Below are 24,953 nucleotides of genomic sequence, written 5' to 3'. Positions count from 1 at the left end.
AATCAGCGTCGTACAGGACGCTGAGCAGTCATATCAATCAACAAAGTCAAATAAGCAGGCGCTGAATAAGCGTCAGGATAGTCCGCCCGGAGGGTGAGGGCGGAGGGGAGAAAACGGAAACCGACGCCGAATCCCGGGCAAAAACCCAGTCTACAAGCCAGGTAAAGACCGTCACAATACCCGTCAGTACAGATTCGGTAAGGACCTTGACCAGTTGGGCAACAAACTGACTCAGCGACGAAGAGACATCAATGTTCTCGTAATGCTGTCCATCCACGCAACACTCCGCCTTTTTAACGATAGTCTGGTTATCGGCAGCAGGCTGGTTATCCAACGCACAACCGGGCTGTGTTTTGTGCTCGGTAAAAGCGACAACCATCGTTTTTTTCTTGCCACGCATCTGGCACGAATGTTCCAGTAACCCGAAGCCAGTACTGCTCAGCAGTATGACACAGGCCATCATCAGGTTAAGAAACTGGAACAGAATGCGCTTCATAATGGGTCAAATATCTGCATTCAACGGGTTCAACGCAACTTTTAAGGGTTGAAAATGGGAGATTTCGTAAAATACAGCCGTTCTTTTAGGGAACGGCTGTAGGCTGAGGGGGTCAGGCAACTTCCGCTTCCGGTTCTGCCGACACCAGTTCACTAAGGGGCCGCAGGTTGCGCTTCTCTTCTCCGTTGTACGGAAAAATATCCAGAATTTTAGTGAGGTTCACATCTGTGATTTCAAACGGATCGAGGGCCGTTTTCAAGCTCACCTCAATCTGTTCATAAGCCTGTTTAGGGCTGTGGGCATTGACCAGCATCAGGCTGGGCGTTTTTTTCTGCTTGCCGGTTTTTTCATCTTCGGTAATAAACATGGCCTTCACCTTGTACCAGATGTCGCCCCCGTCGTCGGTATGAAAAACATCGGCCAGTTTCATCCGCGAAATATCCGTGATCTCGAAATCCGGGGTGTTGGCCGCAATCTCCTGATACAGCCGGGTTTCGGCATCAGTGTAGCTGACAGCGTCCACCAGATACGCTTCGGTGACCGTTTTCTGCTTGATAAATTCTTCGTTTCGGGTTCCGACGGTGGCCTCGTCGATGGGTTGTTGATAGCGGATTTTTCCGAGAAACCAGTTTGGCATTTTAACGTGTTTTAGTCCGTAAATAGAACAGTTTTGAGTGGGTAAAAGTGCGAAAATTAATGATGAATTATGAATGATTAATTATGGCTTTACAAGCTATCCGCTCATCATTTATCATTCATAATTCATCATTAAGATCACTCTTTCTTACTCTCTTTATTTGCCTGTTTGATGGTTTTTCCAATTTCGTCCCACTGTTCATTCGTTACTTTTTCGAGGTGGCTGAACTCGCCAGCCATCAGGACCTCACCCCCGTCGATGGTGATGCTTTCGCCGGTGATGTACCCGGAGTAATCGGAGAGCAGGAAAGCGGCCAGGTTGGCCAGTTCGCCGTGTTCACCTACCCGGTGCAGGGGAATACGACTGGTGGGGTCCATCAGGCTCGCCAGGGGTTCGGGAAAGAGCCGGTCCCACGCACCTTTGGTCGGGAAGGGGCCGGGTGCAATGGCGTTGAGCCGGATGCCGTATTTGCCCCACTCGGCCGCCAGCGATTTGGTCATGATGAGGGCCCCGCCTTTGGCTACCGCCGAAGGAACCACGTAGCCGGACCCGGTGGTAGCGTAGGTGGTCGAGATGTTCAGTACGGTGCCTGGAATTTTGTTTTCGATCCAGTATTTTCCGACGGCCAGCGTAAAGTAGTACGTTCCCCGCAGCACAATGTCCACAATGGTATCGAAGGCTTTGTACGACAGCCGCTCGGTGGGGCTGATGAAGTTACCGGCGGAGTTATTGAGGAGTCCGTCGATACGGCCAAACTGCTCAATCGTCTTTGCCATCACGTTTTCAATCTCCAGCGGGTTACGCACATCGCAGGGCACCGCCAGCACACTACCCGATGCGTCGTTCTGCGAACTGTCTCCCCCCAAAACGCTGGCCCCCAAAACGTTGGACCGTCCTATTTCGGCCATCAGTTCTTTGGCCGTTTCGTCAATCACGTGCTGCCGACGGCTGCAAATGGTTACGTTGGCACCCAGCTGGAGCAGGTACCGGCTAATGGATTTGCCGAGGCCCGTGCCCCCCCCGGTTACAATAATGGTTTTCCCCTTGAGCGCGTCATCGCGCAGCATTCCAGTTGTCATCATGTTTCAAGTGTGAAAGAGTGAAAGAGCGAAAGAGTGAAAGAGTGAAAGGGTGATTGACGCAAATACCACTTGTGCGCGTCAGCCATTCACTCTTTCGCTCTTTAACCCTTTCACTCATTGAATTAATAGCCCCGGTTTGATTTTTTGTTGAAAGCTGCTTTTCGTTTTTCCAGCGTAGCCTGCATTACCTCGGAGAAGTCGTCGGATTGCAGCTGACTTGCGTTCCAGACCGCTACGTATTGCAAACCATCCTCGATGGATTTATTCAGCCCGTAATTGAGTACCCGTTTGGCACCCTGCACCGCCGACGCTGAATTACTGGCAATCTGATGAGCCAGCGTATCGGCCGCTTCGAACAGCAGCTCGGGGGTATCGTACACGTGGTTAACCAGCCCGATGCGTTCGGCGAAAGCAGCGTCATAGTCAGCACCGGTAAAGGCCATTTCGCGGGTAAATCCCTGCCCGATGATGTGGGGCAGAAACTGGAGCCCGCCAATATCGGGTGTGATGGCCAGCTTGGCTTCGCGCAGGCTGAACCGGGCCTCGCGGGAGCAAAGCCGGATGTCGGCTGCGGCTATCATGTTCACTCCCCCACCAATGCACCAGCCATGTACGGCTGCAATGACCGGTTTGGGCGACTCATGCATTTTCTGAAAGCCGGACTGCATCTGCCGGATTTGCGCCATCAGGGCCACCCGCTGTTCGGCCTGAACGGTACCGGTAGTCATTTTCCCCAGGTGGGGCATCATTTGAGGCAGGTTGAGACCATAACTAAAATGGTCGCCACTACCCCGAAAAACCAGGCATCGAATGTGCGACAGTTTGTTGATTTCGTCCATCGCTACGGGCAGTTCGTCCCAGAACTCCGACCCCATGGCATTACCTTTACCCGGCCCCAGCAATGAAACCGTCATGACGCCATCCTTCTCCGATAGGGCTAATGATTGATACGTTTGTTCCATTTTCCTTTCCTGTGGTATGCGTGCATACAGTTTTGTAAAGGTAACGGAATAACCAATTCTGAAGCAAGTGAGGATGGAGAAGCAGAAGCCTCAACGGCTTTCGTTCAGTGTAGTAAACCTGCCGGAGCCGGTTGGACGGAAAGACAGACTGAGTCACCCGTTTTATTCAGCGACAAAACAAAGACAGGCGAGACTATATGCCTCGCCTGTGGAAATGATAAAGAAATTACCCCTTGTATTATCGTGCCGTTGCCATGAGGGGATACTGGTCAAAAATGGACCGGACAATCCCTTTGAAGTAATTGTTTTTGAAATTCTGGTTGCGCATCATCTTGGACGCGTACCCCTTCCAGATTACCTGATAGGACTCAGCATCGATGAGTGAAATCATCAGGGTACCCTCATCCAGGTTATAGTCAATGCGCTTGTAAGTGGCTTCATCATCTTCACGCACTACCCAATCCTTAATGACAGGCTGCTGATAGCCGCGGAATCGAAGGTCGGAACGGAAGATATTATAGGAAATCAGCAGGTTTGGGCTGCGGTTACTGACCCGGTAACCCCGTGCTTCCATCTGATGCCGGATGGCATCCTGAATATCGGAGCATAGTAACGTGGAATCAACAAATTCACATTCCAGAAAATTAAAAGACTCATAGTTTTTGAAATGGCCTTCGTAGCTATAATCATGCTCCACGAATAATTTGCTCGATGAGCAACCCGCCATAGCAACAACGGCCAGCATACACAATACTCCGATGCACTTTTTCATACTCACGATTGTAAAGAGTTTTTCAATAGATAAATTATGGTTGATAAATACACACTAAGCAACTTGGTTTCAACTCAAATATAATTGTAAATGTTTGGCAAGCAATGCTCTATTGCCAAATAATCTTTTATTTGTTTAGCCCCCGGTAAAACTCCAGTCCTCTGCGCATCTCGGCGGCAGATACCGGTATATCGAATGCGCAACTCCCGATGCCGTCGGGCAGCGACATGCGAATTTCCCGCCCCCGATTCTTCTTATCCTGTAAGGTAAGTGCCAGTATCGGCTCCGTATCCGCTTCCGTTATTCGTGCATTTCCATATACGGCAAACAGGTACTCTTCGATTTCTGTCAGCAGTGTTTCGTCAATCATCTTTTTGTGGCAGGCGATGTACGATTCGGCCAGCATCCCTACCGCAATGGCTTCGCCGTGCAGAAGCCGCTTTCGGGGCTGGGTCAGGAAATACGTTTCAACGGCGTGCCCGATGGTATGGCCGAAATTCAGAATCTTGCGAATTCCCCGTTCGGTCGGGTCCTGCTCCACTATCCGCTCTTTTATGGCTACAGAATGAGCTACCAGCGCAGACCAGTTCTGCTCATCGAGGTCGCGCCGACGAATTTGATTCCACATAGTACCGTCTGCAATGAGGCAGTGTTTTATCACTTCGGCAAACCCCGACCGTAGTTCGCGCTCCGGTAAGGTCTCCAGCAGGGTTGGATCAATCAAAACGGCGTTCGGCTGTTTGAATACACCAATGTGATTTTTGAATCCGTTGAAGTCAATGCCCAGCTTCCCCCCTACGCTGGCATCCACCTGCGCGAGCAAAGTGGTGGGCAGCTGGACAAAATCAATACCCCGCTTATAGGTGGCGGCACAAAATCCACCCATATCCCCGATAACGCCCCCGCCCAGGTTCAGCACCAGCGCGTGCCGATCGAAGTTGGCCCGGGTAAACGCATCCCAGATCAGTTCGCAGGTGGCGATGTGCTTTTGTTCCTCCCCGGCTTTGATTCTGATCAGCGTATGCTTCGGTAGCATTTCTTTCACACTGGGATAACAGAAACGGAAGGTATGGTTGTCGACGATGACGGCGATGGCCGAAAAATCGTGCGTATTCAGAAAAGCGGGCAGGCTTTCGGCCAGGGGGGCGATGGTTACAGTTGACATGCTGTAAAAGTACAGCAGCCTGTTCAGTGTAGAAAGTCGAATTCGTACCTATTTTTGAACTTTCCTTCGCCTTCCATTCAGTTGCCCCTATGAACGTTCGCTACCGTGTTCTGTCCGGTTTATTCCTGCTCTCCACCATCACCTACCTCGACCGCGTTTGTATGAACGTAGTCAGTAAATACGTCAAGGCAGATTTACACCTCGACAATCAGGAATTTGGCTGGATTCTGGGTGCTTTCTCCCTGGCGTACGCGCTGTTCGAAATTCCTACCGGTTCGCTGGGTGATTCCCTTGGCCCCCGGCGCGTACTGACGCGGGTGGTGTTCTGGTGGTCGGGGTTTACGGCCCTTACCGGTACGGCGTTCAGTTTTACGTACCTCCTTGTTGTGCGGTTTTTATTTGGCGCGGGCGAAGCAGGTGCATACCCCAATGCGTCCATTGTGATTGCCCGCTGGTTTCCGGCGGTAGAAACGGGCCGGGCGCAGTCGGTCATCTGGGCCGCTGGCCGATTGGGGGGTGCGCTTACGCCCCTGCTGGTCATTCCGCTGGTACACTGGGCGGGCTGGCGCTGGGCTTTTGGTTTACTGGGGATACTGGGCGTGATGTGGGCGATTGGCTGGTACGCCTGGTTTCGGGACGAACCCGCCGAGATGCCCGGCATCACCGCAGCCGAAGTAGCGGAAATTGAAGCCGGTCGGCACATTAAAAAAACCGACCACCGCATTCCCTGGACAACCATCATCCGCAACCCCGATTTGTGGGCGTTGATGCTCATGTGCCACCTGTTTTTTTACGGGTCGTATTTCTTCACTAACTGGTCGTCGGTATATTTTCAGGAAGGGCGCGGGCTGAGTGAAGACGAAACAAAGAATTTCATCTCCCTCTCCTATTTCCTGGGGGCTATTGGCTGTTTGATAGGCGGTGGGTTGAGCGATGTACTGACCAAACGCTACGGGCTGAAAATCGGGCGCCGGGCGGTAGGCGTGACAGGGTTGGGTTTGTCGAGTCTCTTTTTCCTGCTGGCCGGACTAACCACGGATAACCAGCTGGCGGGTTATCTGCTGGCCACCTGCGTACTGATGAAAGACCTGGCCCTGCCCGTTGCTTTTGCCGTGTGTGTCGACATTGGCCAGCGGAATGCCGGCACGGTGGCGGGCTCAATGAATTTTGCCGGGCAACTGGGTGGCTTCTTCATCACCATCCTGTTTGGCATCATTGTGGAGCAAACCAAAAACTTCAATTACCCCCTGTTTATGATTGCGGGTTGCCTGCTGGTGAGTGCGCTGCTATGGTTCCGTATCGACCCCACGAAGCCTGTGGCGGTGCAGTAGTCAACCCGGTGAACCAATCCTATAAGGTTTTCAAAACCTTATAGGATTACACGTTATACAAAATATGCCTACTGACACTCATTCAGTTTTCGGAAAATCATACCCTACTTCCGTCAGAAACAAGCCCGCAGCGGGGGCGGCCCGACCCGCCTGTTTCCGGTCGCGGACCAGAATAATACGTTCTACATCGGCAACGCTTCGTTTCCCCTGCCCTACGTCCAGCAGCGTGCCCACCAGGGCCCGGACCATGCCGTGCAGAAAGCGGTTGGCCTGAATATGAAACACTAAATCGCCGTTTGGTTTTTGCTCCCAGCTGGCTCGGTCGATGCGGCAGTTGAAGGTTTTGACATCGGTTTTGACCTTACTAAAACTTTCAAAATCGGTGTGATTCAGAAAAATGGCGGCCGCTTCGTTCATGGCCTCCACGTTCAGGGGTAACGTGAAAACATACGACATCCCCTCCTGAAACGGGTTTTTCCGGCGACTGATGTGGTACTGGTAGTAGCGGTACATAGCCGAAAACCTAGCATGGTCGTCGGGACGGACGGGAAAGCAGTCATACACCGCTATATCATGTGGTATCAGGCTATTGAGCGACCGGAGCAGGTGTTCGGGCAGGGGCGTATCCAGGTCGAGGTGAGCAAATTGCTGTGTGGCATGCACCCCGGCATCGGTGCGCCCACTCCCGACGATGGCAATGGGTTGCCGGAGTACCGTAGCCAGAGCCGTTTCGAGCACCTCCTGCACGCTCAGTCCGTTGGGCTGCCGCTGCCAGCCATGGTAGTGTGTTCCTTTGTAAGCCAGTTCAAGAAAATAACGCATCGCACCGGTAAAAATACGGGTTGTGTCTTTCTAAAACCTTCATTTTGCTATATGCATAACCCACTCCTACATCCGCTCTACCTCAAACTTCAATTCATCGACCAATTGCCGGAGCCGGTCGGTATTGGGGGGCGATGGCGGGAGTTGCTGACTGACGAAGGCGCAGACTTCCCACACCTCCAGCACATCATTCAGGGCTACATCCAGGTTGGGCAAATCGACCCGGTCGGTAGTCAGGAGCAGTGACCCCTTCGCCTTTACCTGATTATAAACGCGTCGGCAGCGGATCCCGGCTCCGGTAGGTTGCTGCTGAATGAGTAGCACGTAGAGCTTCCCATCAGCAATATCGAACCAGTTTCGTATGAATTTACCCACGAGCAAGGCTCCCGGAAAGGCAAAATCATCGCCCGCTTCGAAGGCCCGGTAATGGTCTTCGGGCAGGGTTGGCAGGTGCATGGCGGGTAACCGACGCAGGAAATCGTCCTGTCGGTACCGCTGACCGTACTCGGCAAACTGGCGCTGCATCACCACGGGGAAACTCGGCGTGGCGGGTTGGCTGGTCGATGCCGGATGCGCCGATGCCGACGCTCCTTCGTATACGTTGTTAAAGGCCAGTGTTTCATTGGCGCGGCTGGCGGGGGTAGGCCGGGGTTCCGGCGGGGACGAAAACAGCCGTTCGACGGGCGGAGCTGCGTTCCGCTCCGGTGGCCTGGAATCGGCCGGGCGGGACTGGTAGGCCGCTGGTTGCGGGCGGTCGCCGGACGAACTGGGTTGGCTCCCCGGTCGCACCGGGGCGGTAATGACGGGGGGCGCAACGGGTTCCCGACGCGGTTCCCCGCCTGGATTGGCTTCTGCCGGTTTATAGTATTTATTCAGCACCGTAGCCAGTGGTTGCGGTTCGGGCGTGGGTGCCGTAGGTTGTGCAAAAATATCGGGGAAGTCGGGGTGTTGAAACGGGTCATCGTCCGTAGTCAGTTTTCCATCGGATCGGATAGCGACCCCATTTTCATTACTACTCCGACCAGCGTAGGGATCGTCTCCTTTCTGGCCAAGTGGAATGCTCAGGCTGGGTGTTTCGCGGATTTTCCGGAGGTCCTGCCGGGTCAACAGCTCCACGGTGGTGTTGAAGGCTTTGGCAATAGCCTGAATATTCTGCTGGTTTGGATTGGCACGTCCCTCTTCATAAGCCCCTAACAGGGAACGTTTTATGTTGATTTTTCGGGAGAACTGCTCCTGGGTCAAACCATTCAGTTTGCGTAGGTAGCGGATATTATCACTAACGAGCGTCATCCAGTTCGGGTTGGCTAAAGTTTTAGCTAAGATAAAGGATTCACGATTTAAAACCACATATCGTGCTTTTTTGTACTTTTAACGTACTTTCTTGAACGGTTTCAAGGGGTTATACTTCAAAAAAACAACAGCTTATGACGGCCGTTCAACCCAAAACCGACATCCAAACGACGTTTGACCTTCAGCGTCGGCACGCGCCCCATATGGCCCTTACCACCGCCAACCAGCGTATTGAACGCATCCGGCGCATTCAGGGCTGGGTGAGTAGCCACGAGGCCGACATTCAGCGGGTGATGTTTGACGATTTTCGGAAGCCATCGGCCGAGGTGATGCTGGGCGAACTGATGGCTCTATACGCAGAAATCAAGTACACCGTCGCACACCTGAAACGCTGGATGAAGCCCCGGTCATTACCCACTCCCCTCGCACTGACTGGCACCAAGAGCTATCTGGTTCACGAACCCAAAGGCAACGTACTCATTATTTCGCCCTGGAATTACCCATTCGTGCTGGCCATCCGCCCGCTGGTATCTGCCATTGCGGCTGGTAATGTCGCCATCCTGAAACCGTCGGAAATGGCCCCAAATACCGCCGGGCTGATTAGCCGGATGATTACAGAACTGTTCCCTACCGAAGAGGTCGCCGTTTTTGAGGGGGATGCCGAGGTGTCGAAGGCCCTGCTGGAACTGCCCTTCAACCATATTTTCTTCACCGGCAGCCCGGCGGTGGGGCGCGTAGTCATGACCGCTGCGGCCAAACATCTGGCTTCTGTCACCCTCGAACTGGGTGGCAAATCCCCCGCCCTCGTGGATGAGTCGGCCAATGTGAAACAGGCCGCGCAACAACTGGCCTGGGGTAAATGCCTGAACAACGGGCAGACCTGCATTGCCCCCGATTATCTGCTGGTTCACGCATCCATAAAAGAACCATTCATGCAGGCCCTCCGCGGATCGCTGACCGCCATGTACAGTCCCGATGGGCAGCCCGTTGCCGTATCGGATAGCTACGCCCGCATCGTGAACAATCGTCATTTTACCCGCATCCGTGGGCTACTGGATGATGCGCAGGCGAAGGGAGCAACAATCACACTGGGCGGCCAAACCGATGCGAGTCAAAACTTCATCGAACCAACCGTGTTGGAAGGCGTAACCGGTGACATGCAGGTAATGCAGGATGAAATTTTCGGGCCAATATTACCGGTACTGACCTATACGAACCTCGATGATGCCCTGCGGATTATCAACCAGCACGAGAAGCCACTGGCTTTGTATATCCACAGCCGCAACCGGAAAACAACTCAGTATGTTCTGGACCGCACCTCGGCGGGTGATACGGTCATAAACGATACGTTAGTACAATTCGGCAACGTCGAGTTACCTTTTGGCGGGGTCAACAACAGCGGCATTGGTAAATCGAATGGTTACTTCAGTTTTCAGGAATTCACCAATCAGCGGGGGGTGATGCAACGCGATTTTGGCACCATGAAATTCATCTACCCGCCCTATACCGACAGGGTGAAGAAGTTGATTAATTTCCTTGTGAAGCACGTGTAGTTTTTAGCAGGCGTTCCAACCATTTTTACCGGATAGGAATCCCTGGTAAAAACAGGCTATACCAATGAAAAAAATCTACTTTACCTTCATCATTATCAGCCTCATCATTGATAGTGTACAGGCGCAACAGACAAGTCCTGCTATTAAAAGCAATCCCTGGGGATGGGGTGTTTTTGCGGGAGTAAACTATTCATATCCCATTGTAGGTACCGAAGGACCTGCCCACTTTAGCCCGCAGGCCAATCTGGTCACCGGTGCCGATGTGCACTACCGACTCAACTATCGGGCATCGCTGCGTGTTCAGCCTTCCTGGACCCGCGTTTCTAACATTACTGCTATCGGCGGAGGAAGTCAGAGATTTAGCCTTAGCACGTTAAAAATCCCGGTTCTGTACCGAAACTACGTACTACCGACTCACAAACTTCTTTTTCTTGAGGTAGGTGTGAGTTACAATCGAATCGTAGATAGTAACTATCGGGAGGTAGTACAACCCAATTGTATAGTAGCTCCCTGTCCGCCCTTCTACGGCTCCGAAATCCCACCTTTAACCAAATCGGCGGTAAGTGGCATTGCGGGTTTGGGAGTCGATATACCAGTGAATAGAGTTACCATTCCGGTTACGCTACGCTATGAACGATATCTTAGTAGCTATCTGTTTCCTAGTGCTTACACTGATCGAAAAACGCCCGTTCAATTCGAGACCGTTTCGCTGACGACCGGCATCAATTTCTAGCCTAGGGCTTTTTCTTAGCTACAATGCTTTCATGAAGGCGATAAGGGCACTTTTTTCCGGCTGCGTCAGGTCCAGTTTGTCGAAAGGCAGGGTTTGGTTGGAGAGGTTAAAGCCCAGCCCGTTGCCCCCGCCTTTATTGTAAAAATCAACCACTTCCTCCAGAGTTTCATACACGCCGTTGTGCATGTACGGAGCCGTTTTGGCTACGTTCCGCAATGTGGGCGTTTTGAAGGCGTAGCGGTGGGGTTCCCGTTTTGTCAGGACAAACTTACCCACATCACCATCCACCAACTTCCCGTCTGCGGTGGCCGGAACGCCCAGCACTTCGCTCTCCGTTTCCTGATAGCCTGGTGGCACGGTCCCGTTGAACAGGGGAAAAAAGTGGCAGGTAGCGCATTTACCTTTGCCCATAAATAGGTTGAACCCCCGCTTTTCTTCTTGGCTCAGGGCATTGGGCTTTCCCCGAAAATACTGGTCTACCCGCGAGTCGAGGGTGGTGAGTGACCGGATGTAGCTGGCAATGGCATTTTTGAGTGTTCGTTCCGTTATGCCTTCTTTGTACGAACGGGCAAACAACATGCGGTACTCCGCTTGTTGTTGCAACGCCTTCACCGCTTCGGGCAATGACCCGTGCATTTCCTGCCGGTTTCGGATCACATCGCTGGCCTGGTCTTCCAGGAAAACCACCCGCGAATCGGCAAACTGAACCGCCTGAAAGGCCGCGTTCAGCAGCGTTGGCGCGTTGCGGTTAATCCGGCTCCCGTTCGTGCCGATAGCCAGACTTGTTGGTTCGCCGTCCGTAAAGGCACGCTCCGGCTGATGACAGGACGAACAGGTTCGGTTAGCATCGCCCGACAAAACGGGATTGAAGAATAGCTTCTTACCCAGGGCAACCCGGTTGGGGGTGCTGCGCTGTTCAGCAAAATCAACGAAGTAGCTGCTATCGAAAACGCCCGTGTTGGTCAGCGTTCGGGCGGAGGGTGACAGGAGTCGATTTTCGGTAAAAACCGGAATCTGCAACGCCTTTTGAGCATCGAACAACAAACCACTCAATACATTGGTCCGCTGGTCGATGAACGTCAGCCGGTCGAACGAATCGAAGTTTCGGGCCGACCTGAGGATGCCGATAGCCTGTCCGAATGCTTTCGTTAGTTGGGTGGTCAGGTCTGCGTCGGTTTCGGTTAGCGGGTAATACCTCAGGTGCTCCTGCATGCTTTCCAGCGCGGCAGCTGATTCGGGTAACGACTGAAAGGCGATGGGCGAATCGAAACCCGTTATTCCCAGCGAGACAATCCGAAACACTTCCAGCCGCATGGCATCGAACACGTGGCTATCCGTCAGTTCGTTGGTTTGGGATATGGTGCGTAACCGATGCACATTGGAACGCAAAACGGCGGCCTGTAGCACGATTTCGGCCCGGTTTAACGCATCCATTGTCGGGAAAATCAGCTCCTCCAACACCTGAAATCCTTCGGGGGCATTGACCCGCAAATCGTCGTCTACTTCGGGGATGTTTGGCCCGTTGAGGGCGCGGGTGGTTTCGGGACTATAGTAGGCCGCTATAAACTCGACCCGCTTGTAGGCCAGCCGCGCCCGCAAAAAAGCCGCCTGAACTGCCCCGGCCGACTGCCGGGTACGAATAGTCATCTGCAACTGACTTGCGGCACTGTCCAGCCCATTAATGTCCTGCATAAATGCCTGTTTTACCAACTGAGCCGGCTTCGGTTTTGGACCATTGAGCAGGCCGTATACGCAGATGAACGACAGGATAACGGCTCCCAGCACCAGCAGCCACCAGATACCGGGCCGGGGCAGTTTTGATTCGTGAGAAACCGACGTTTGAGAAATCAACGTTTGAGAAACAGTGGGTTGTTCGGCAGGCATTGATACGTAGCGTTTTATGACTAAAGCGTGTAGCAAACCGCCCAATCGGAAGCATCCGGTCGGGCGGTTTCAGGATGATACGCTTGGTTTGGTTGGTTACCGGGGCAGTCCTTCGATCAGGATAAGCTGACTGGCCTGGTTTTCGTTGAGTCGCTTCGAGCCGCCATCGACGCCCTTGTACTTATCGCCCCGCCAGGTGTGGGCCTGAATGCCGAGCATAAACGTATTGGGCCGACCCGTTACGTCCGACACGTCGATCATACCGCTGCTTTCCCAGTCGCCCAGGGCGGATGTACCCCCCACGTTATATTTGGCAGCATCAACGGCGGTACGGCGGTGGTCCAGTTCAATGATGGGGGTCAACTGCTTCGTGTTCAGGTTGTACTGATACACGTAGCCATCATGCTTCTCGTCGCCGTAGCCGTTCGGATCTTCCATGATGTAGATGTAGTTGGTCGTCACGCAAACGTTGTCCGGGTCCTGGAATGTTTTGGCGATGCCCGACCGGTCGTCGCCGTTCAGCAGCACTTCCAGCTTACCTTTCGTTGGGTCGCTGGCATCCAGCATCAGTTTGTAAATACGGCCGTATTTAGAGCGGGAATAGTCGGCGTTGGCCCCCGAATTATCCTGGCCCGTTACGGCAAAGAATACGTCCCGACCATTGGCACCACCGCCTTTCCGGTAATCGACGTCTTCTACCCGGCCAAATTTTATGCCTTTCAGCGTGTTTACTCTACCGTTGATCTGAGCGCCCGTCAGGGTTTTGTGGTTATCGATTTTGGCGAATTCCACATCATACAGCGTTCCCGGATTCATATCCATTTCGCGCTGATTACCGTCGGTCCGGCGCAGCATATACAGGGAACCGTTATCCAGATCACCCACCGTATTGGAGAGGTACATGGCTACCTGACCACCGTCGGTACCCGAATCATCATCGCCAATCACGATAACGGTCTTGTCAGGATAGGCTGTTTTAGGCAGGGGCACCGCATTCTCGGCACTCCACCGGCCCAGGCCAGCTACTTCCCGCGAGATGGCCGCCTGTTGCGGATCGGCATCTACCCGCAGCGCGTGCGTCCGCGACTCGACCCCGCTTTCACCGCAGGTCAGGAATACCGGGCCAAAACCATGCTCAACGGGCGTAGCCAGCGTGGCCGAACACAACCGCCAGGTTCCACCGTCGGAATTCAGGATGTACTCGCCTTTGATGGGCTTGAACGCCTTGTCGAGGGTGATGCGGGATACGGCAAAGTTATCCTCGTTGTTCACGATGAGCGAGTAATTACCATCGGGGTTCTGGAAGATACCCGCCCCGTCGGCCGAGCCGCCAAATACGTAATTGGGCGATTGGGCCAACTGATCATCACTGCTGAGCAGGGAGTACATAGCTACGCCACCGACCGCCAGTCGACCACCCGCGGCACCGGGCAGCAATTTGGCCAACACGGGCGTAACGGAACGATTCTGGATTACAATGGCCGGGCTGTCGGGTGCCCGATGATCAGTACAACCTGCCAGGCCAAGGAACATCAGGAGGGCCGAAGAGGGCAGGATTAATTTGTTTGTAGACATACGCAATAAGGGGGTCAGCTAAATTTCCACAAAGCTATTCCTGGCTTATTACCCCAGCGTTAATCCAGTATTACGGCAATGATAAGATTGGAAGAGAGGGAAATGAGCGCCTTTTCCCGGGCATCTGGCCGTTATCCGTTAGTCTGCGTCTGTCAGCCCGGGGATTCGGTTCACCGCCTGCCTGTCCTCCGCCGACATCCTGACAAGGGAGGCAAAAACGGCTTTTTTCGACACCTGATCGGTGGAGTTGAACACCTGAAAAGTAGCCCAGTTCACAAAGGCCGTGTTAGTATTGACATCCAGGTAACCCGCTACCGGTACGGCATCCAGTCTGGGAACATACACTACAGTCAAGGTAATACTGGGTTGCCCATTGGGATAAAAAGTCCAGGTTAGTTTCATGGTAGGTAGGGTTGGTTACTCGCTGTCATGCCCCCAGCGTCGCCATTTATTTTTGATGGCGGACCTTTCTTCGTCGCTCATCCTGCGCCATTTTTCGCGCCAGTGGTCGCTCTGCCCCCCCATAGGCGGATGGTTGGACGGGCCACCGAATTTAAAACCACCCAGCAGAATGCGGGATAAAATAAGCAGCCCCATGGCCTGCCAGTAGGTAACAGGCTTTACGGCTATTACCGCCACCAGCACGTTGTTCCAGAGCCAGTACACGGCAAACGTAACAGCAAACAACGCCAGCAGCATGAATACCGGAATGAAAAAGCGTTTTTTACCAGCGTAATTTCTCATTATATCAAAGGCAGTTTAGGAGCTTACAGATTATCGAGTTCATCATACAGGGATTTCAGGCGTTTTCGGAGGTGCTGTACGGCGTAGCGTTTTCGGGAGATGATAGTTTTCAGGTTTTCACCCGTCTGGTTGGCTATTTCCTGTAGCGTTACATCGTCCAGTTCATTCTGTACAAACACGGTTCGCTGGTTATCGGGTAGTTCGTCCAGTGCCCGCATTAGTTCTTCCCAGAACATATCCTTGAAAAACTGGTCTTCGGGCGTTTCGGCATTGGCCAGCAGCAGGTCGCGAATACTGAAGTCGTCGGCCTCATCATCGGGCATCAGGTCCGCAAACGAATCTTCTTTCTTCTTTCGATAGGTGTCCGTTATCCGGTTGCGGGCCACCTGAAACAGCCAGCCACTAATGCTCTCGATACCGTTCAAATCCACTACGTTACTAAGCTGATACCAGACATCCTGCAAAATATCTTCGGCATCCTCATCCGTTTTTACCCGCCCCCGAATAAACCGCGACAGCCGATTCCCGTATTCCTTAACGGTCTCGATAATGGTGCGTTGGGGCGGTTCGGGCATGGGAATTATTCAGGCAAGTGGCAGTAACCCGGAATCCGGGTTACTGCCACTCGTATTTAAACAGGCTTGCGTCCTGCAAAGTAGCATTCAATACGGGTTTTCCATCACGATTTTGTACGACTGTCCAGTTCCCGCAGTACATCGACCATGGTTCGGAACCGGTTGGCATCACCAATAAAACCAAGGCCCGACATGATGAGGGCAAATCCCCCCGTGCTTACCCAGAACCAGGGGTCGGCGTTGATTTCCCGGAGTTTGGACCCGTGCAGCAATACGGACAGACCGCTACCGAGCAACATCGCTCCACCCCCACCAAATAGCCAGTATTTTGTCATCAGTTTTTTTTCACGTTTCGTTTTCATAGTACGTTTAGAATAAAAGTCCGTTTGCAGGAAAAACAACTGGTGCGCCAGCAGGTTTTCAAAAAAACAGTATCTTACCAAATCGTTTCCCGATACACATTAACCGGCATCTTTCTAACGTATACACCTATGCCCGCATTTACACTCGGAATTGAAGAAGAGTTTCAAACCATTGACCCGGACACCGGTGAGTTACGGTCGCACATGTCGAAGATTGTTGAGGGTGGGCAAATTGTACTGCACGAGCGCGTCAAGGCAGAGATGCACCAGGCCGTGGTGGAAGTGGGCACCAACATCTGCAACAACATTCATGATGCCCGTGAAGAAGTAACCTACCTACGGAAGATGATTATCGAGTTAGCTGATAATCAAAACCTTAAGGTAGCGGCTGCTGGTACCCACCCCTTCTCCGACTGGCAGGATCAGTTGATTACCCCCAACGAACGGTACGACCAGCTCATTGACGAGTTGCGGGATGTGGCCCGGTCGAACCTTATTTTTGGCCTGCACGTACACGTGGGTATCGAGAACCGCAACGATGGTATTCAGATTATGAATGCCGTGCGGTATTTCCTGCCCCACATCTACGCCGTTTCGACAAACTCTCCCTTCTGGCGGGGCCGCAATACCGGTTTCAAATCGTACCGCTCCAAAGTTTTTGACAAGTTTCCGCGTACGGGTATCCCCGATTTTTTTGCTACCGCAGCAGAGTACGATGATTATATCAACCTGCTGGTAAAAACCAACTGCATCGACAACGGCAAGAAAATATGGTGGGACATTCGGCTCCACCCTTTTTTCAATACCATCGAGTTCCGGATTTGTGATGTGCCCATGCGCGTAGACGAAACCATTTGTCTGGCGGCTATCATGCAGGCGTTAGTGGTCAAGATTTATAAACTCCACAAGCAGAATCTGAATTTCAGGCCCTACCGCCGTATTCTGATCAACGAGAACAAATGGCGGGCCGCCCGGTATGGAATTGAGGGAAAACTAATCGACTTTGGCAAGCAGGAAGAAGTGCCCACGCATCAGCTGCTGCACGAGTTACTCAACTTTATCGACGATGTGGTGGACGAGCTGGGCAGCCGCGCCGAATGCGAATACCTGCTCAAAATTATGGAGATGGGTACCGGTGCCGACCGTCAGTTAGCCGTTTTCCAGGAAACGAATGATTTGAAACAGGTTGTAGATTACATTGTTAAAGAAACTTCTTACGGAATCTGACCGTTCTTTCTGGAACCAATTTCATCAATAAACCAACCGTAACGCAACGCTATGAATTCAGTTAAAATTGCCGTTCTGGACATGAATAATAAGCATGCTAATGAAAGTATGCGCTGCATCATGCACCTGATCCGGAACGCACAGGGGGAAAACCACCAGTCAGAGCAACCCAGCGAACTAACGGTCGACGTGTTCGATATCCGGGGGAGCAATGATGTTCCCGACCTGAGCTATGACATTTACATTTCATCGGGCGGACCGGGTAGTCCAATGCCGTCGGATGAGGCCTGGGAACAGGACTACTTCACGCTGATCGACCAGCTTTTTGACTGGAACCGGCATAACGACCGCAAAAAGTTTGTGTTTCTGATTTGCCACTCGTTCCAACTGGTTGTCCGGCATCTTGAGTTAGGGTTACTCAGTCAGCGCAAATCAACCTCCTTCGGTATTTTTCCGGTTCACAAAACCGAAGAAGGCGATACGGCACCCATCCTTACGGGCCTGGATGATCCGTTTTTTGCCGTCGATTCGCGGGACTATCAGGTTACGGAGCCAAACGCAGAACGGCTGGAACAGCTGGGTGCTCAGGTCTTGTGCCTGGAGAAATACCGCCCGCACGTTCCCCTCGACCGGGCGGTGATGGCCATCCGGTTTTCGCCCGAAATAGTTGGCACCCAGTTTCACCCCGAAGCCGACAACGAAGGGATGCTGCGGTATTTCCAGACCGCCGAAAAACGCAATCACATCGTCCTGAATTTTGGGCAGGAGAAGTATGACGATATGGTCGCCTACCTGCTGGACCCCGACAAAATTGCCCTGACCGAGTCGGTTATTATACCCGGTTTTTTGCGGGAGGCCATCCAGGCCCTGTCCGTTACGGCCGAAGAACCACAAAGCGTATAGTGTTATGATACAGTCTGTTCGCCAGCGTTATAACGAAGTTTTTAGCCCGGAACTATACCGGGCTTTTTTGGATAGAATTGAAGCCGACCTACCCGGCCAGCTTGACTTTCGCGTAGCCGAAAGCCCTATTTTCATCCCCAAGTTACTGACCGGCAAGCTATTGCAAGCCTGCGACGATATTATCGACGTAATTACCCGCGACGATTTCAGAGCCCTATCCGAAAAGGCAATACCAGCCAGCCAGCGGGTTCCGAACGAACCGGGCGACGGGCCGGATGCCCACACCCAATTCCTGGCCGTCGATTTTGCCGTTTGCAAAGATCCCTCAAACGGAGAATTTGTCCCGCAGCTTATCGAATTACAGGGATTCCCATCGCTGTACGGGTATCAGCCTTACCTGGCTACCCTTTTTCGTACTTTTTATCCCATTCCTGATAACCTCTCGCATCTGTTCAATGCAGCTACCAATATTGATTATCTGGGGCAATTACGGCAGATGCTGGTGGGCGATTGCCAGCCCGAAGAGGTGATCCTGCTGGAAATTTATCCCGAAAAGCAAAAGACCCGTATCGACTTTGTGCTGACGGAAAAAGCCACCGGCGTAGCACCCGTTTGCTTAACCAAAATCAGGAAAGAAGGCCGGGCGCTCTACTACGAAAAAGAGGGTCGGCAGATCCGTATCAAACGAATTTATAACCGGCTCATCTTCGACGACCTAAAGCATTTCCCCGACCTGAAGACCGATTTTCAGCTCACGGACGATGTGGATGTGGAGTGGATCGGGCACCCGAACTGGTTTTTTCGCATCAGCAAGTACACGCTGCCACTCCTGAAAAGCCCGTACGTACCAGACAGTTATTACCTGTCCGATCTGCCCGAATACCCGGCCGACCTGGAAAACTACGTGCTGAAACCGTTGTTCTCGTTTGCCGGTAGCGGGGTCAAACTCAACGTTACACCCGCCGACCTCGATGCTATTCCGTTCGATCAGCGGGACGGTTACCTGCTCCAGAAAAAGGTAGTGTATGAACCAGTCATCCAGTCGCCGGATGGGTTGGTCAAGTGCGAGATTCGCATGCTGTTTATCTGGCCGAAGGGCGATGAAAAGCCGACGCTGCTGACGAACCTGGGGCGGTTGAGCCGGGGCGAAATGATTGGCGTGGATTTCAACAAAAATAAAGATTGGGTAGGTGGCACAATCTGCTTTTTCGAGAAATAAAAACAGATTTATCGGTTATGGCTATACAAGCGGAAAAAGCAATGTTCGACCTTACCGGCAAAGTGGCCGTAATCACCGGGGCCAGCAAAGGAATCGGCGAAGATATGGCCCGCGTTTTTGCCCGCTTCGGTGCTAAGGTCATTGTGAGTAGTCGCAAGCAGGACGCCTGCGACGCTCTCGCCAGCGATATCAGCGCGCAGGGGGGCGAAGCAACCGGCATAGCCGCCCACGTGGGCGATATGGACCAACTCCGGCAACTGGTCGACAAGAGCATCGCGACTTACGGCGGCATCGATATTCTGGTCAACAACGCGGCCACGAACCCCGTATTCGGTCCCTCCCTCGACTGCGACGGGGCAGCGTTCGACAAGATTATGCAGGCCAATGTGAAAGCCCCCTTTGAGTTGAGCAAACTATGCTATCCGAGCATGAAAGCGCGGGGGGGCGGCAGCATCCTGATGATTAGCAGCATTGCCGGTCACACCCCCGACCCCGGCCTGGGGATGTACAGCGTCAGCAAAGCATCGCTGAATATGCTGACCAAAGTGCTGGCAAAGGAATGGGGGCCGGACGGTATTCGGGTAAACGCCATTTGTCCCGGCCTGATAAAGACAAAGTTCAGTCAGGCACTCTGGCAGGATGAGAAGACACTGAATTATTTCACCAAACGCATTCCCATCGCCCGCATGGGCACCACCGACGAAATTAGCCCGCTGGCCCTATTTCTGGCCTCCGATGCGTCATCGTACAGTACTGGCAGCTTGTTTTATGCCGACGGTGGCACGGTTATTTGACAAGACCATTCTTTCTCCATCAGTACGATCAGGAACAGCTTTGAAAAAAATGCTTCGGCAGGTGTTTCTTACCCCGAAAATCGGTGATCTTTCTGAGATCGCGGCAAGCCTCATTTATCAGGCCAGGGTTCTGGACTATTTCGGCTCGCTACAGGTATTGCGTGAACTGCCAGAATAAATAGATCGAGTTTCTAGGAATCAAATCTCGATTTTAGCTTTGGTATCGATTGTATTATCTCTTTAAATACGGCGAACTGGTCGACTGACACAGCGCGTTTGGGGATTACGTGGGCAGTGCCCTCTGATAGCTTCAATAAAATAAAATCAGTCGTTTCCCTGACTTCATACAGCTTGGCATAATCCATACGGGTTAAAAAACTCTCACCAACAAGGCTATAGTCCGTTTTATTGAACGTATACGTTACCGGCTCGGTGATCTGGGCGTTTCGTTTTACCAGGGTTTTCGCCTGGAACCAGGTTGCGGTCTCCGGACTGAACGTGACATATAAGCTGAACAGGATAAACAACCAGCTATACCAGGCTGGGTAACGACCGGAGAAAACATCAATAAACACGATCAGGAAACTTGCCAGCGTTAACCCTATTCCAATTAATCGAAACACTCTCGTGCCGGGGCGACTTATCGAAACGGCCAGTAACCCGTCAAAAAGCTCTTTCCGGGTAAACTGAAATGTGATTTGAATTACGGATGAATCAGGCGTGTGTATCATGTGAGTAAAAACAAACTTACTGATTCTCTTACGTTTCCCTGGCAATAACAGGATAATGAGTAGAGAGAGCCCTCCTGCAAGTGCATTTGCCCCGTACAGGAGATTAAGGTAATCAGCGAGACCAGGTTCGTTTAATTAGCCCGCCGGGTTTCGTCATCCGAACCGGTACGCCGTTGCCGTTCGCCCTTCAGTTTCTGGTTGCCAAAGGTGTAGGTCAGGTTCAGCAGGGCTACGCGTGTGTCGAAGGTTAGAATACCGGCCTGGTTTCCATTCGGCGTATTCACACTGGGGCGGAACCGGTTGGTATGAAACACGTCCTGCAGGCTGAACTTAACTTTCAGCGCCGACGATACCAGCTTTTGTACGCCCGTATCCAGCGCTCCCAGCCAGGGCGATGACCAGATGCCATTGACGGCGGGCGTACTGACCCAGCCGTTGAGTTCAGCCGTCCAGCCGTGGCCCAGCGTAAAGGCGTTATTACCATTTACACGCCCCGCTACGTTCTGGATTTGCAGAACTGTTCCTTCATAGTCATACTGAAAGCGGTTGTAATAGCCCAGCACATTGGTTTGCAGTTGCCACCCTTTCACTACCGTCAGCGGATAGCTCAGGGTCAGCGTATAGCCCTGTGAGTGACCAAGGTTTTCCGTCGTAACGTAGGTCTTATTACCTTCCAGCGCGTGGATCGTAAAAAACATCAGATCGGACGTGTAATCGGCGCCCAGCGACGCAAATACGCCGTTCTTCAGGCTTAGTTTGCCTTCCAGCGCGTGCGTAAACTGAGGCTTCAGGTAGGCATTGCCAATCGAATACGCAAACGGGTCGACATAGCCCCGCGCCGGATTCAGATTCTGGTAGTTGGGTCGGTCGATGCGGTAACTGTACGAGAAAGTCAGCGTCTGGTCAGGTGACAAAGGCCGCGAGACAAACAGACTCGGAAACCATTTCAGGTAATCACGCACCACAACCTGATTCAGGGTGAGGACCGGGGCGTCGATGAGCTTGCCTTCCGAGTGCGTATGCTCCGTCCGCAGACCTGCCTGCACGTTCGTAGTCCCCCACTTGCCCGATACGCTGGCGTAGGCTGCATTGACCCGCTCGGTGTACTGAAAATGGTTCGACAGCGCCGGGTCAATCACCAATGCGCCGGACGGTCCGCTGCTCAGGTGCAGGTCATTATCGGTTTTTACGGATGCGCCTTTCAGACCCGTCTCCATCTTCCAGCCGTTCGACAATGGCCGGTTGTAGTCGATTTTTACCGTGCGGATGTCGATGGTCGAGGGCTGCGTAATCAGCAGACCAGCCACGGGTTGACTGACGTCGCCAATCGCGATGAGCGTTTTGGTCAGCAGGCTGTTGCTATACTGGCGACTGAAATGGCCAACATCGAAATCGGCAGTCAACTGGCCGTGTTTCTCCCCGAACGACTGCTGTACATTCAGGTTGATGAGTTGGTTTTGTGAAACGGTCGTGTAGGTCTTGTCGGTCGATGTTTGCAGGTACACCGGCCCGTCTTCACTACGACGAAAATTGGCTCCGGCAGGGCCGGTTTCGCGGTGATCGCTCCAGAAACCCGTCCAGACGATGCCGATGGTTGTCGTTTTAGACGGCGAAAAATCCAGTCCGGCTTTGGCGTTATGGCCCACATCACGAAAGGTCAGATAGGTGGTTTGGCTGACGATGTTCCGCCGGGAGGCATCGGTAGTACTAGGGTCGGGCTGGTTGCGGGTGAGCAGAAAATCCCAGTAGTTGCCACCCCGGTTCAGGCTGTAATTAGCGAACAGGTTCAGCTTTTTGGTTCGGTTGTTCAGTTGCAGGCTACTCCGCTCCCGGTCGAACCGGCCTGAGCCACCCGCTACGGAGGCCGTGCCGTTGGTGCCGACGTTCGTATTCTTTTTGAGCCGGATGTTGATAATGCCAGAATTACCAGCCGCGTCGTATCTGGCCGATGGATTCGTAATCAGCTCAATCGTTTCGATGTTATCGCTCGACATGCTCCGCAGCATCGCAATCACATCCTGCGCCGAGAGGTAGGTCTGCTTTCCGTCTATCTGCACAATAACTCCGTCTTTTCCCCGCAGTTGCAGCCGTTCATTCTGATAATCGACCGTTACACCCGGCGACTTTTCGAGCACTTCCAACGCCGTGCTGCCGCTGCCCACAATGCTGTTCGCTACGTTGACCACCATCCGGTCGAGTTGCTGCTCCACGAACGGTTTTTTAGCCGTCACCTGCACTTCGGCCAGTTTGCCGGTAACTTCCGGCAGCACCAGTACCGGCACATTGACAGGGTTAGTTGTCACGTCCAGCACTGTTGAGTGGACTTTCTGGTAGCCAACCGCCGTGGCCTGAACCAGGTACTTTCCGGCGTGGACGTTTTCGAACGCGTAGGCTCCCTGTTGGTCACTGGCAGTTCCTTTGGCTACGGTCGAATCGCGGGTATTGAGCAGGGCTACGCTGGCAAAGGGCAGTGGTTTACCTACCCCATCTTGGACAGTGCCAATCAGCGTAGTCTGCGCCCATATTATAGAGAATGGTGTGGATAGCGTTAGCAGAGATAGGTAAATCAATTTCATGGTGTAGATAGAAAGATTGTGTTTGGATAATTGAAATCGGAACTACGGCTTTAGTTTACCTCTATCCGTTTCCCCATTTCGTAATATTGGGCGGTCAGGGCCGAAATTTTCCATTGGGGTCCCGAACCGTTACCTACCTGTTTTTCCAGTATGATAAAATCCTGGCTGCTCTCGTTGCTGGAACTGTCCACGCTATTACCCGACAGGAAGGCCACGTTTCCGTTCACCCGAAGGCGGAGGTCGGTCGTTTTGAAACTACCCGCTTTGGCTGGGGTTGGGTTGTCCTTCATATAACCCCCAACCATCTTTTTCATATTCTCGAAGCCGTGCGCCAGAATGAGCTGATGATCACCAGTCGTCACCTGGTAGTATAGGTCCGGCGAGTTGATAAAATAGGTGGTGAAGGCGTTCAGGTCGCGTTTGTCGAACGCGGCCCGTGCGTCGTCTACCGTTTTGCGAAGGGCTTTTTCATCGCGGTCCGGCCGGTCCGCCGGTGCGGTTCCGGCCGACTGGGCGCGGACGCTAGTTGCCAGGAGCGTAACAGCGGAGAAGGTCAGAAGAATGAACAGCGTTTTCATGGATGTATTGGGTTTGTATGGTTTGTTCGTTGTTCGAAACCCGGGCGGTAACAGACTACATCAAACATACCGGGTTGGCGATTGCGTAAAAAAAAGCGCGGGATGAGTGGTATGGAATTTCGCGTGAGCTGTCGAAATGCTGAGTAGAGCGTGTGAACGGTCAGGGAAGCCGTCCGAACCTGGCAGCAGAGACCTTACGTTTTTTCGTTCAGTACCCTATCTTCACTACAAATAGGTTTTGGGCAACCAGACTGTCCGATTCCGTAGGCTGAACAGCCATGACGAGGTGCCCGGCGGCAACCTGCCCAGCCAGTGGCCGCTCCAGTCGAAAGCCCTGCCGGTGCCGGACCGTTTCGGTGCTTAGCTCAACCGTATAGGCCCCGTAAGGCAAAGCCGATACATCGAACCGACTGTAGTAAGCCAGTTTCGTTACATAGTCGTCATAAACCGGCTTTTGCTTCTCATCCAAAATCCGAATGCGAACCGCCTTAGCCCCTCGATTCTCCAGGCGAATTTTGATGGCTTCTTTTCGGGCATCAGGATAGACAAAGGCGCGGATGCTAACGGGCGATTCGTCGAGGTAATCCCGCCCCGTGAAGGTCTGGGCATAGAGCGATGGCGAAACCAAAGCTAAACCAGCGAGCAGCACGCGGTTGATGACGTTTCGCGGAACGTGAAATGCGTTGATCGTTTTCATGGTGTGGATAGAAAAATGGGTTTCCTGTCTTAGTCGTTGACCATCAGCTTTCTGCAAACAGACCTGTGTCTATCAATCTGAAAGCTGGCTTAATTGAACGCGGTGCGCACAACCTGTCACTGGTTGACTACCCCAAACGTACCGGGCGGGCAAAGGAGTGAAAAGAAGGACAGGATGAATGGTATATAATTTCGCGTAGACCGTAGAATTTCTGAGTGAAGCGGGTAAACGGTCAGGTTATTCGC

The 24,953-nt window shown here is 52.8% G+C and carries 26 protein-coding genes; 8 read left to right on the top strand and 18 right to left on the bottom strand.

The genetic code is table 11. The features are described 5' to 3' along the window. Positions 1 to 46: 46 nt before the first annotated feature. The 6 genes from B156_RS0119140 to aroB form a co-directional block, all read right to left on the bottom strand. Positions 47 to 496, bottom strand: a complete 450-nt coding sequence (locus B156_RS0119140) for a hypothetical protein (RefSeq protein WP_018621391.1) — start codon at positions 494 to 496, stop codon at positions 47 to 49. A gap of 112 nt (positions 497 to 608) precedes the next feature. Next, entirely contained in the window at positions 609 to 1,133 is a 525-nt protein-coding gene (locus B156_RS0119135; protein WP_018621390.1) for a DUF4494 domain-containing protein, read from the bottom strand. Between the two features lie 137 nt (positions 1,134 to 1,270). Then, positions 1,271 to 2,212 (bottom strand): SDR family oxidoreductase, encoded by a 942-nt coding sequence (locus B156_RS0119130; RefSeq protein WP_169518267.1) that lies wholly within the window; start codon positions 2,210 to 2,212, stop codon positions 1,271 to 1,273. 125 nt (positions 2,213 to 2,337) lie between these two features. Then, positions 2,338 to 3,177: a crotonase/enoyl-CoA hydratase family protein gene (locus B156_RS0119125; protein ID WP_018621388.1), complete on the bottom strand. Its 840-nt coding sequence runs from the start codon at positions 3,175 to 3,177 to the stop codon at positions 2,338 to 2,340. A gap of 238 nt (positions 3,178 to 3,415) precedes the next feature. Continuing rightward, positions 3,416 to 3,949, bottom strand: a complete 534-nt coding sequence (locus tag B156_RS0119120; RefSeq protein ID WP_026260921.1) for a DUF4136 domain-containing protein — start codon at positions 3,947 to 3,949, stop codon at positions 3,416 to 3,418. Positions 3,950 to 4,076: 127 nt separating this feature from the next. Beyond that, positions 4,077 to 5,114 carry a 3-dehydroquinate synthase gene (gene aroB, locus B156_RS0119115; protein WP_018621386.1) on the bottom strand — a complete coding sequence of 346 codons (1,038 nt, stop codon included), beginning with the start codon at positions 5,112 to 5,114 and terminating at the stop codon, positions 4,077 to 4,079. A gap of 89 nt (positions 5,115 to 5,203) precedes the next feature. On the opposite strand from aroB, the gene B156_RS0119110 reads away from it, so the two are divergent. Continuing rightward, positions 5,204 to 6,445, top strand: coding sequence for an MFS transporter (locus tag B156_RS0119110; protein ID WP_018621385.1), 1,242 nt, complete (start codon positions 5,204 to 5,206; stop codon positions 6,443 to 6,445). A 78-nt stretch (positions 6,446 to 6,523) separates the two neighbouring features. On the opposite strand, the gene truA is transcribed toward B156_RS0119110, so the two are convergent. Both truA and B156_RS0119100 read right to left on the bottom strand, forming a co-directional pair. Further along, a complete protein-coding gene (truA, locus tag B156_RS0119105) occupies positions 6,524 to 7,267 on the bottom strand; it encodes a tRNA pseudouridine(38-40) synthase TruA (protein WP_018621384.1) in 744 nt (247 codons plus the stop codon). A 66-nt stretch (positions 7,268 to 7,333) separates the two neighbouring features. Continuing rightward, on the bottom strand, positions 7,334 to 8,557 hold the full coding sequence (locus tag B156_RS0119100) for a helix-turn-helix domain-containing protein (RefSeq protein WP_018621383.1): 1,224 nt from the start codon (positions 8,555 to 8,557) through the stop codon (positions 7,334 to 7,336). 134 nt (positions 8,558 to 8,691) lie between these two features. Here B156_RS0119100 and B156_RS0119095 point away from each other — a divergent pair, with 134 nt between their 5' ends. Both B156_RS0119095 and B156_RS0119090 read left to right on the top strand, forming a co-directional pair. Beyond that, the gene (locus B156_RS0119095; RefSeq protein WP_018621382.1) at positions 8,692 to 10,110 is read left to right on the top strand and encodes an aldehyde dehydrogenase family protein; all 1,419 of its coding nucleotides are present in this window, start codon (positions 8,692 to 8,694) and stop codon (positions 10,108 to 10,110) included. 64 nt (positions 10,111 to 10,174) lie between these two features. Beyond that, positions 10,175 to 10,843, top strand: coding sequence for a hypothetical protein (locus tag B156_RS0119090; protein ID WP_018621381.1), 669 nt, complete (start codon positions 10,175 to 10,177; stop codon positions 10,841 to 10,843). A gap of 18 nt (positions 10,844 to 10,861) precedes the next feature. On the opposite strand, the gene B156_RS0119085 is transcribed toward B156_RS0119090, so the two are convergent. The 6 genes from B156_RS0119085 to B156_RS0119060 form a co-directional block, all read right to left on the bottom strand. Beyond that, positions 10,862 to 12,727 carry a cytochrome c peroxidase gene (locus B156_RS0119085; RefSeq protein ID WP_018621380.1) on the bottom strand — a complete coding sequence of 622 codons (1,866 nt, stop codon included), beginning with the start codon at positions 12,725 to 12,727 and terminating at the stop codon, positions 10,862 to 10,864. 96 nt (positions 12,728 to 12,823) lie between these two features. After that, the gene (locus B156_RS0119080) at positions 12,824 to 14,302 is read right to left on the bottom strand and encodes a PhoX family protein (protein ID WP_245563781.1); all 1,479 of its coding nucleotides are present in this window, start codon (positions 14,300 to 14,302) and stop codon (positions 12,824 to 12,826) included. Positions 14,303 to 14,440: 138 nt separating this feature from the next. After that, positions 14,441 to 14,704, bottom strand: coding sequence for a hypothetical protein (locus B156_RS0119075; RefSeq protein ID WP_018621378.1), 264 nt, complete (start codon positions 14,702 to 14,704; stop codon positions 14,441 to 14,443). A gap of 15 nt (positions 14,705 to 14,719) precedes the next feature. Beyond that, a complete protein-coding gene (locus B156_RS0119070) occupies positions 14,720 to 15,046 on the bottom strand; it encodes a hypothetical protein (RefSeq protein ID WP_018621377.1) in 327 nt (108 codons plus the stop codon). A 23-nt stretch (positions 15,047 to 15,069) separates the two neighbouring features. Further along, on the bottom strand, positions 15,070 to 15,621 hold the full coding sequence (locus tag B156_RS0119065) for an RNA polymerase sigma factor (protein WP_018621376.1): 552 nt from the start codon (positions 15,619 to 15,621) through the stop codon (positions 15,070 to 15,072). A 104-nt stretch (positions 15,622 to 15,725) separates the two neighbouring features. Beyond that, a complete protein-coding gene (locus B156_RS0119060) occupies positions 15,726 to 15,983 on the bottom strand; it encodes a hypothetical protein (RefSeq protein WP_026260917.1) in 258 nt (85 codons plus the stop codon). Positions 15,984 to 16,112: 129 nt separating this feature from the next. Between B156_RS0119060 and B156_RS0119055 the strand changes: the two genes are divergently transcribed. Genes B156_RS0119055 through B156_RS31830 form a run of 5 tightly spaced genes read left to right on the top strand, consistent with a single transcriptional unit; the run spans position 16,113 to position 20,304 of the window. Beyond that, positions 16,113 to 17,210 carry a carboxylate-amine ligase gene (locus tag B156_RS0119055; protein WP_018621374.1) on the top strand — a complete coding sequence of 366 codons (1,098 nt, stop codon included), beginning with the start codon at positions 16,113 to 16,115 and terminating at the stop codon, positions 17,208 to 17,210. Positions 17,211 to 17,261: 51 nt separating this feature from the next. Then, the gene (locus tag B156_RS0119050; RefSeq protein ID WP_018621373.1) at positions 17,262 to 18,113 is read left to right on the top strand and encodes a type 1 glutamine amidotransferase; all 852 of its coding nucleotides are present in this window, start codon (positions 17,262 to 17,264) and stop codon (positions 18,111 to 18,113) included. A 4-nt stretch (positions 18,114 to 18,117) separates the two neighbouring features. Next, a complete protein-coding gene (locus B156_RS0119045; RefSeq protein WP_018621372.1) occupies positions 18,118 to 19,332 on the top strand; it encodes a hypothetical protein in 1,215 nt (404 codons plus the stop codon). A gap of 17 nt (positions 19,333 to 19,349) precedes the next feature. Then, positions 19,350 to 20,126 (top strand): SDR family NAD(P)-dependent oxidoreductase, encoded by a 777-nt coding sequence (locus tag B156_RS0119040; protein WP_018621371.1) that lies wholly within the window; start codon positions 19,350 to 19,352, stop codon positions 20,124 to 20,126. Positions 20,127 to 20,166: 40 nt separating this feature from the next. Next, positions 20,167 to 20,304, top strand: coding sequence for a hypothetical protein (locus tag B156_RS31830; RefSeq protein ID WP_169518265.1), 138 nt, complete (start codon positions 20,167 to 20,169; stop codon positions 20,302 to 20,304). Between the two features lie 13 nt (positions 20,305 to 20,317). Here B156_RS31830 and B156_RS0119030 read toward each other — a convergent pair whose 3' ends face one another. From B156_RS0119030 to B156_RS0119015, 4 genes are all read right to left on the bottom strand, one after another. Then, the gene (locus B156_RS0119030) at positions 20,318 to 20,857 is read right to left on the bottom strand and encodes a YcxB family protein (RefSeq protein WP_018621369.1); all 540 of its coding nucleotides are present in this window, start codon (positions 20,855 to 20,857) and stop codon (positions 20,318 to 20,320) included. 131 nt (positions 20,858 to 20,988) lie between these two features. Next, positions 20,989 to 23,433: an outer membrane beta-barrel protein gene (locus B156_RS0119025; protein WP_018621368.1), complete on the bottom strand. Its 2,445-nt coding sequence runs from the start codon at positions 23,431 to 23,433 to the stop codon at positions 20,989 to 20,991. 50 nt (positions 23,434 to 23,483) lie between these two features. After that, the gene (locus B156_RS0119020; RefSeq protein WP_018621367.1) at positions 23,484 to 24,011 is read right to left on the bottom strand and encodes a Cif family virulence factor; all 528 of its coding nucleotides are present in this window, start codon (positions 24,009 to 24,011) and stop codon (positions 23,484 to 23,486) included. 208 nt (positions 24,012 to 24,219) lie between these two features. Next, complete coding sequence (locus tag B156_RS0119015; protein ID WP_018621366.1) at positions 24,220 to 24,708, bottom strand: T9SS type A sorting domain-containing protein; 489 nt, start codon at positions 24,706 to 24,708, stop codon at positions 24,220 to 24,222. Positions 24,709 to 24,953 lie beyond the last annotated feature (245 nt).

This window comes from Spirosoma luteum DSM 19990 (assembly GCF_000374065.1).
GTDB classification, from domain to species: Bacteria; Bacteroidota; Bacteroidia; order Cytophagales; family Spirosomataceae; genus Spirosoma; species Spirosoma luteum.
Note: the sequence above shows the minus strand (reverse complement) of the source record. Positions and strands in the feature narration are given on the sequence as shown.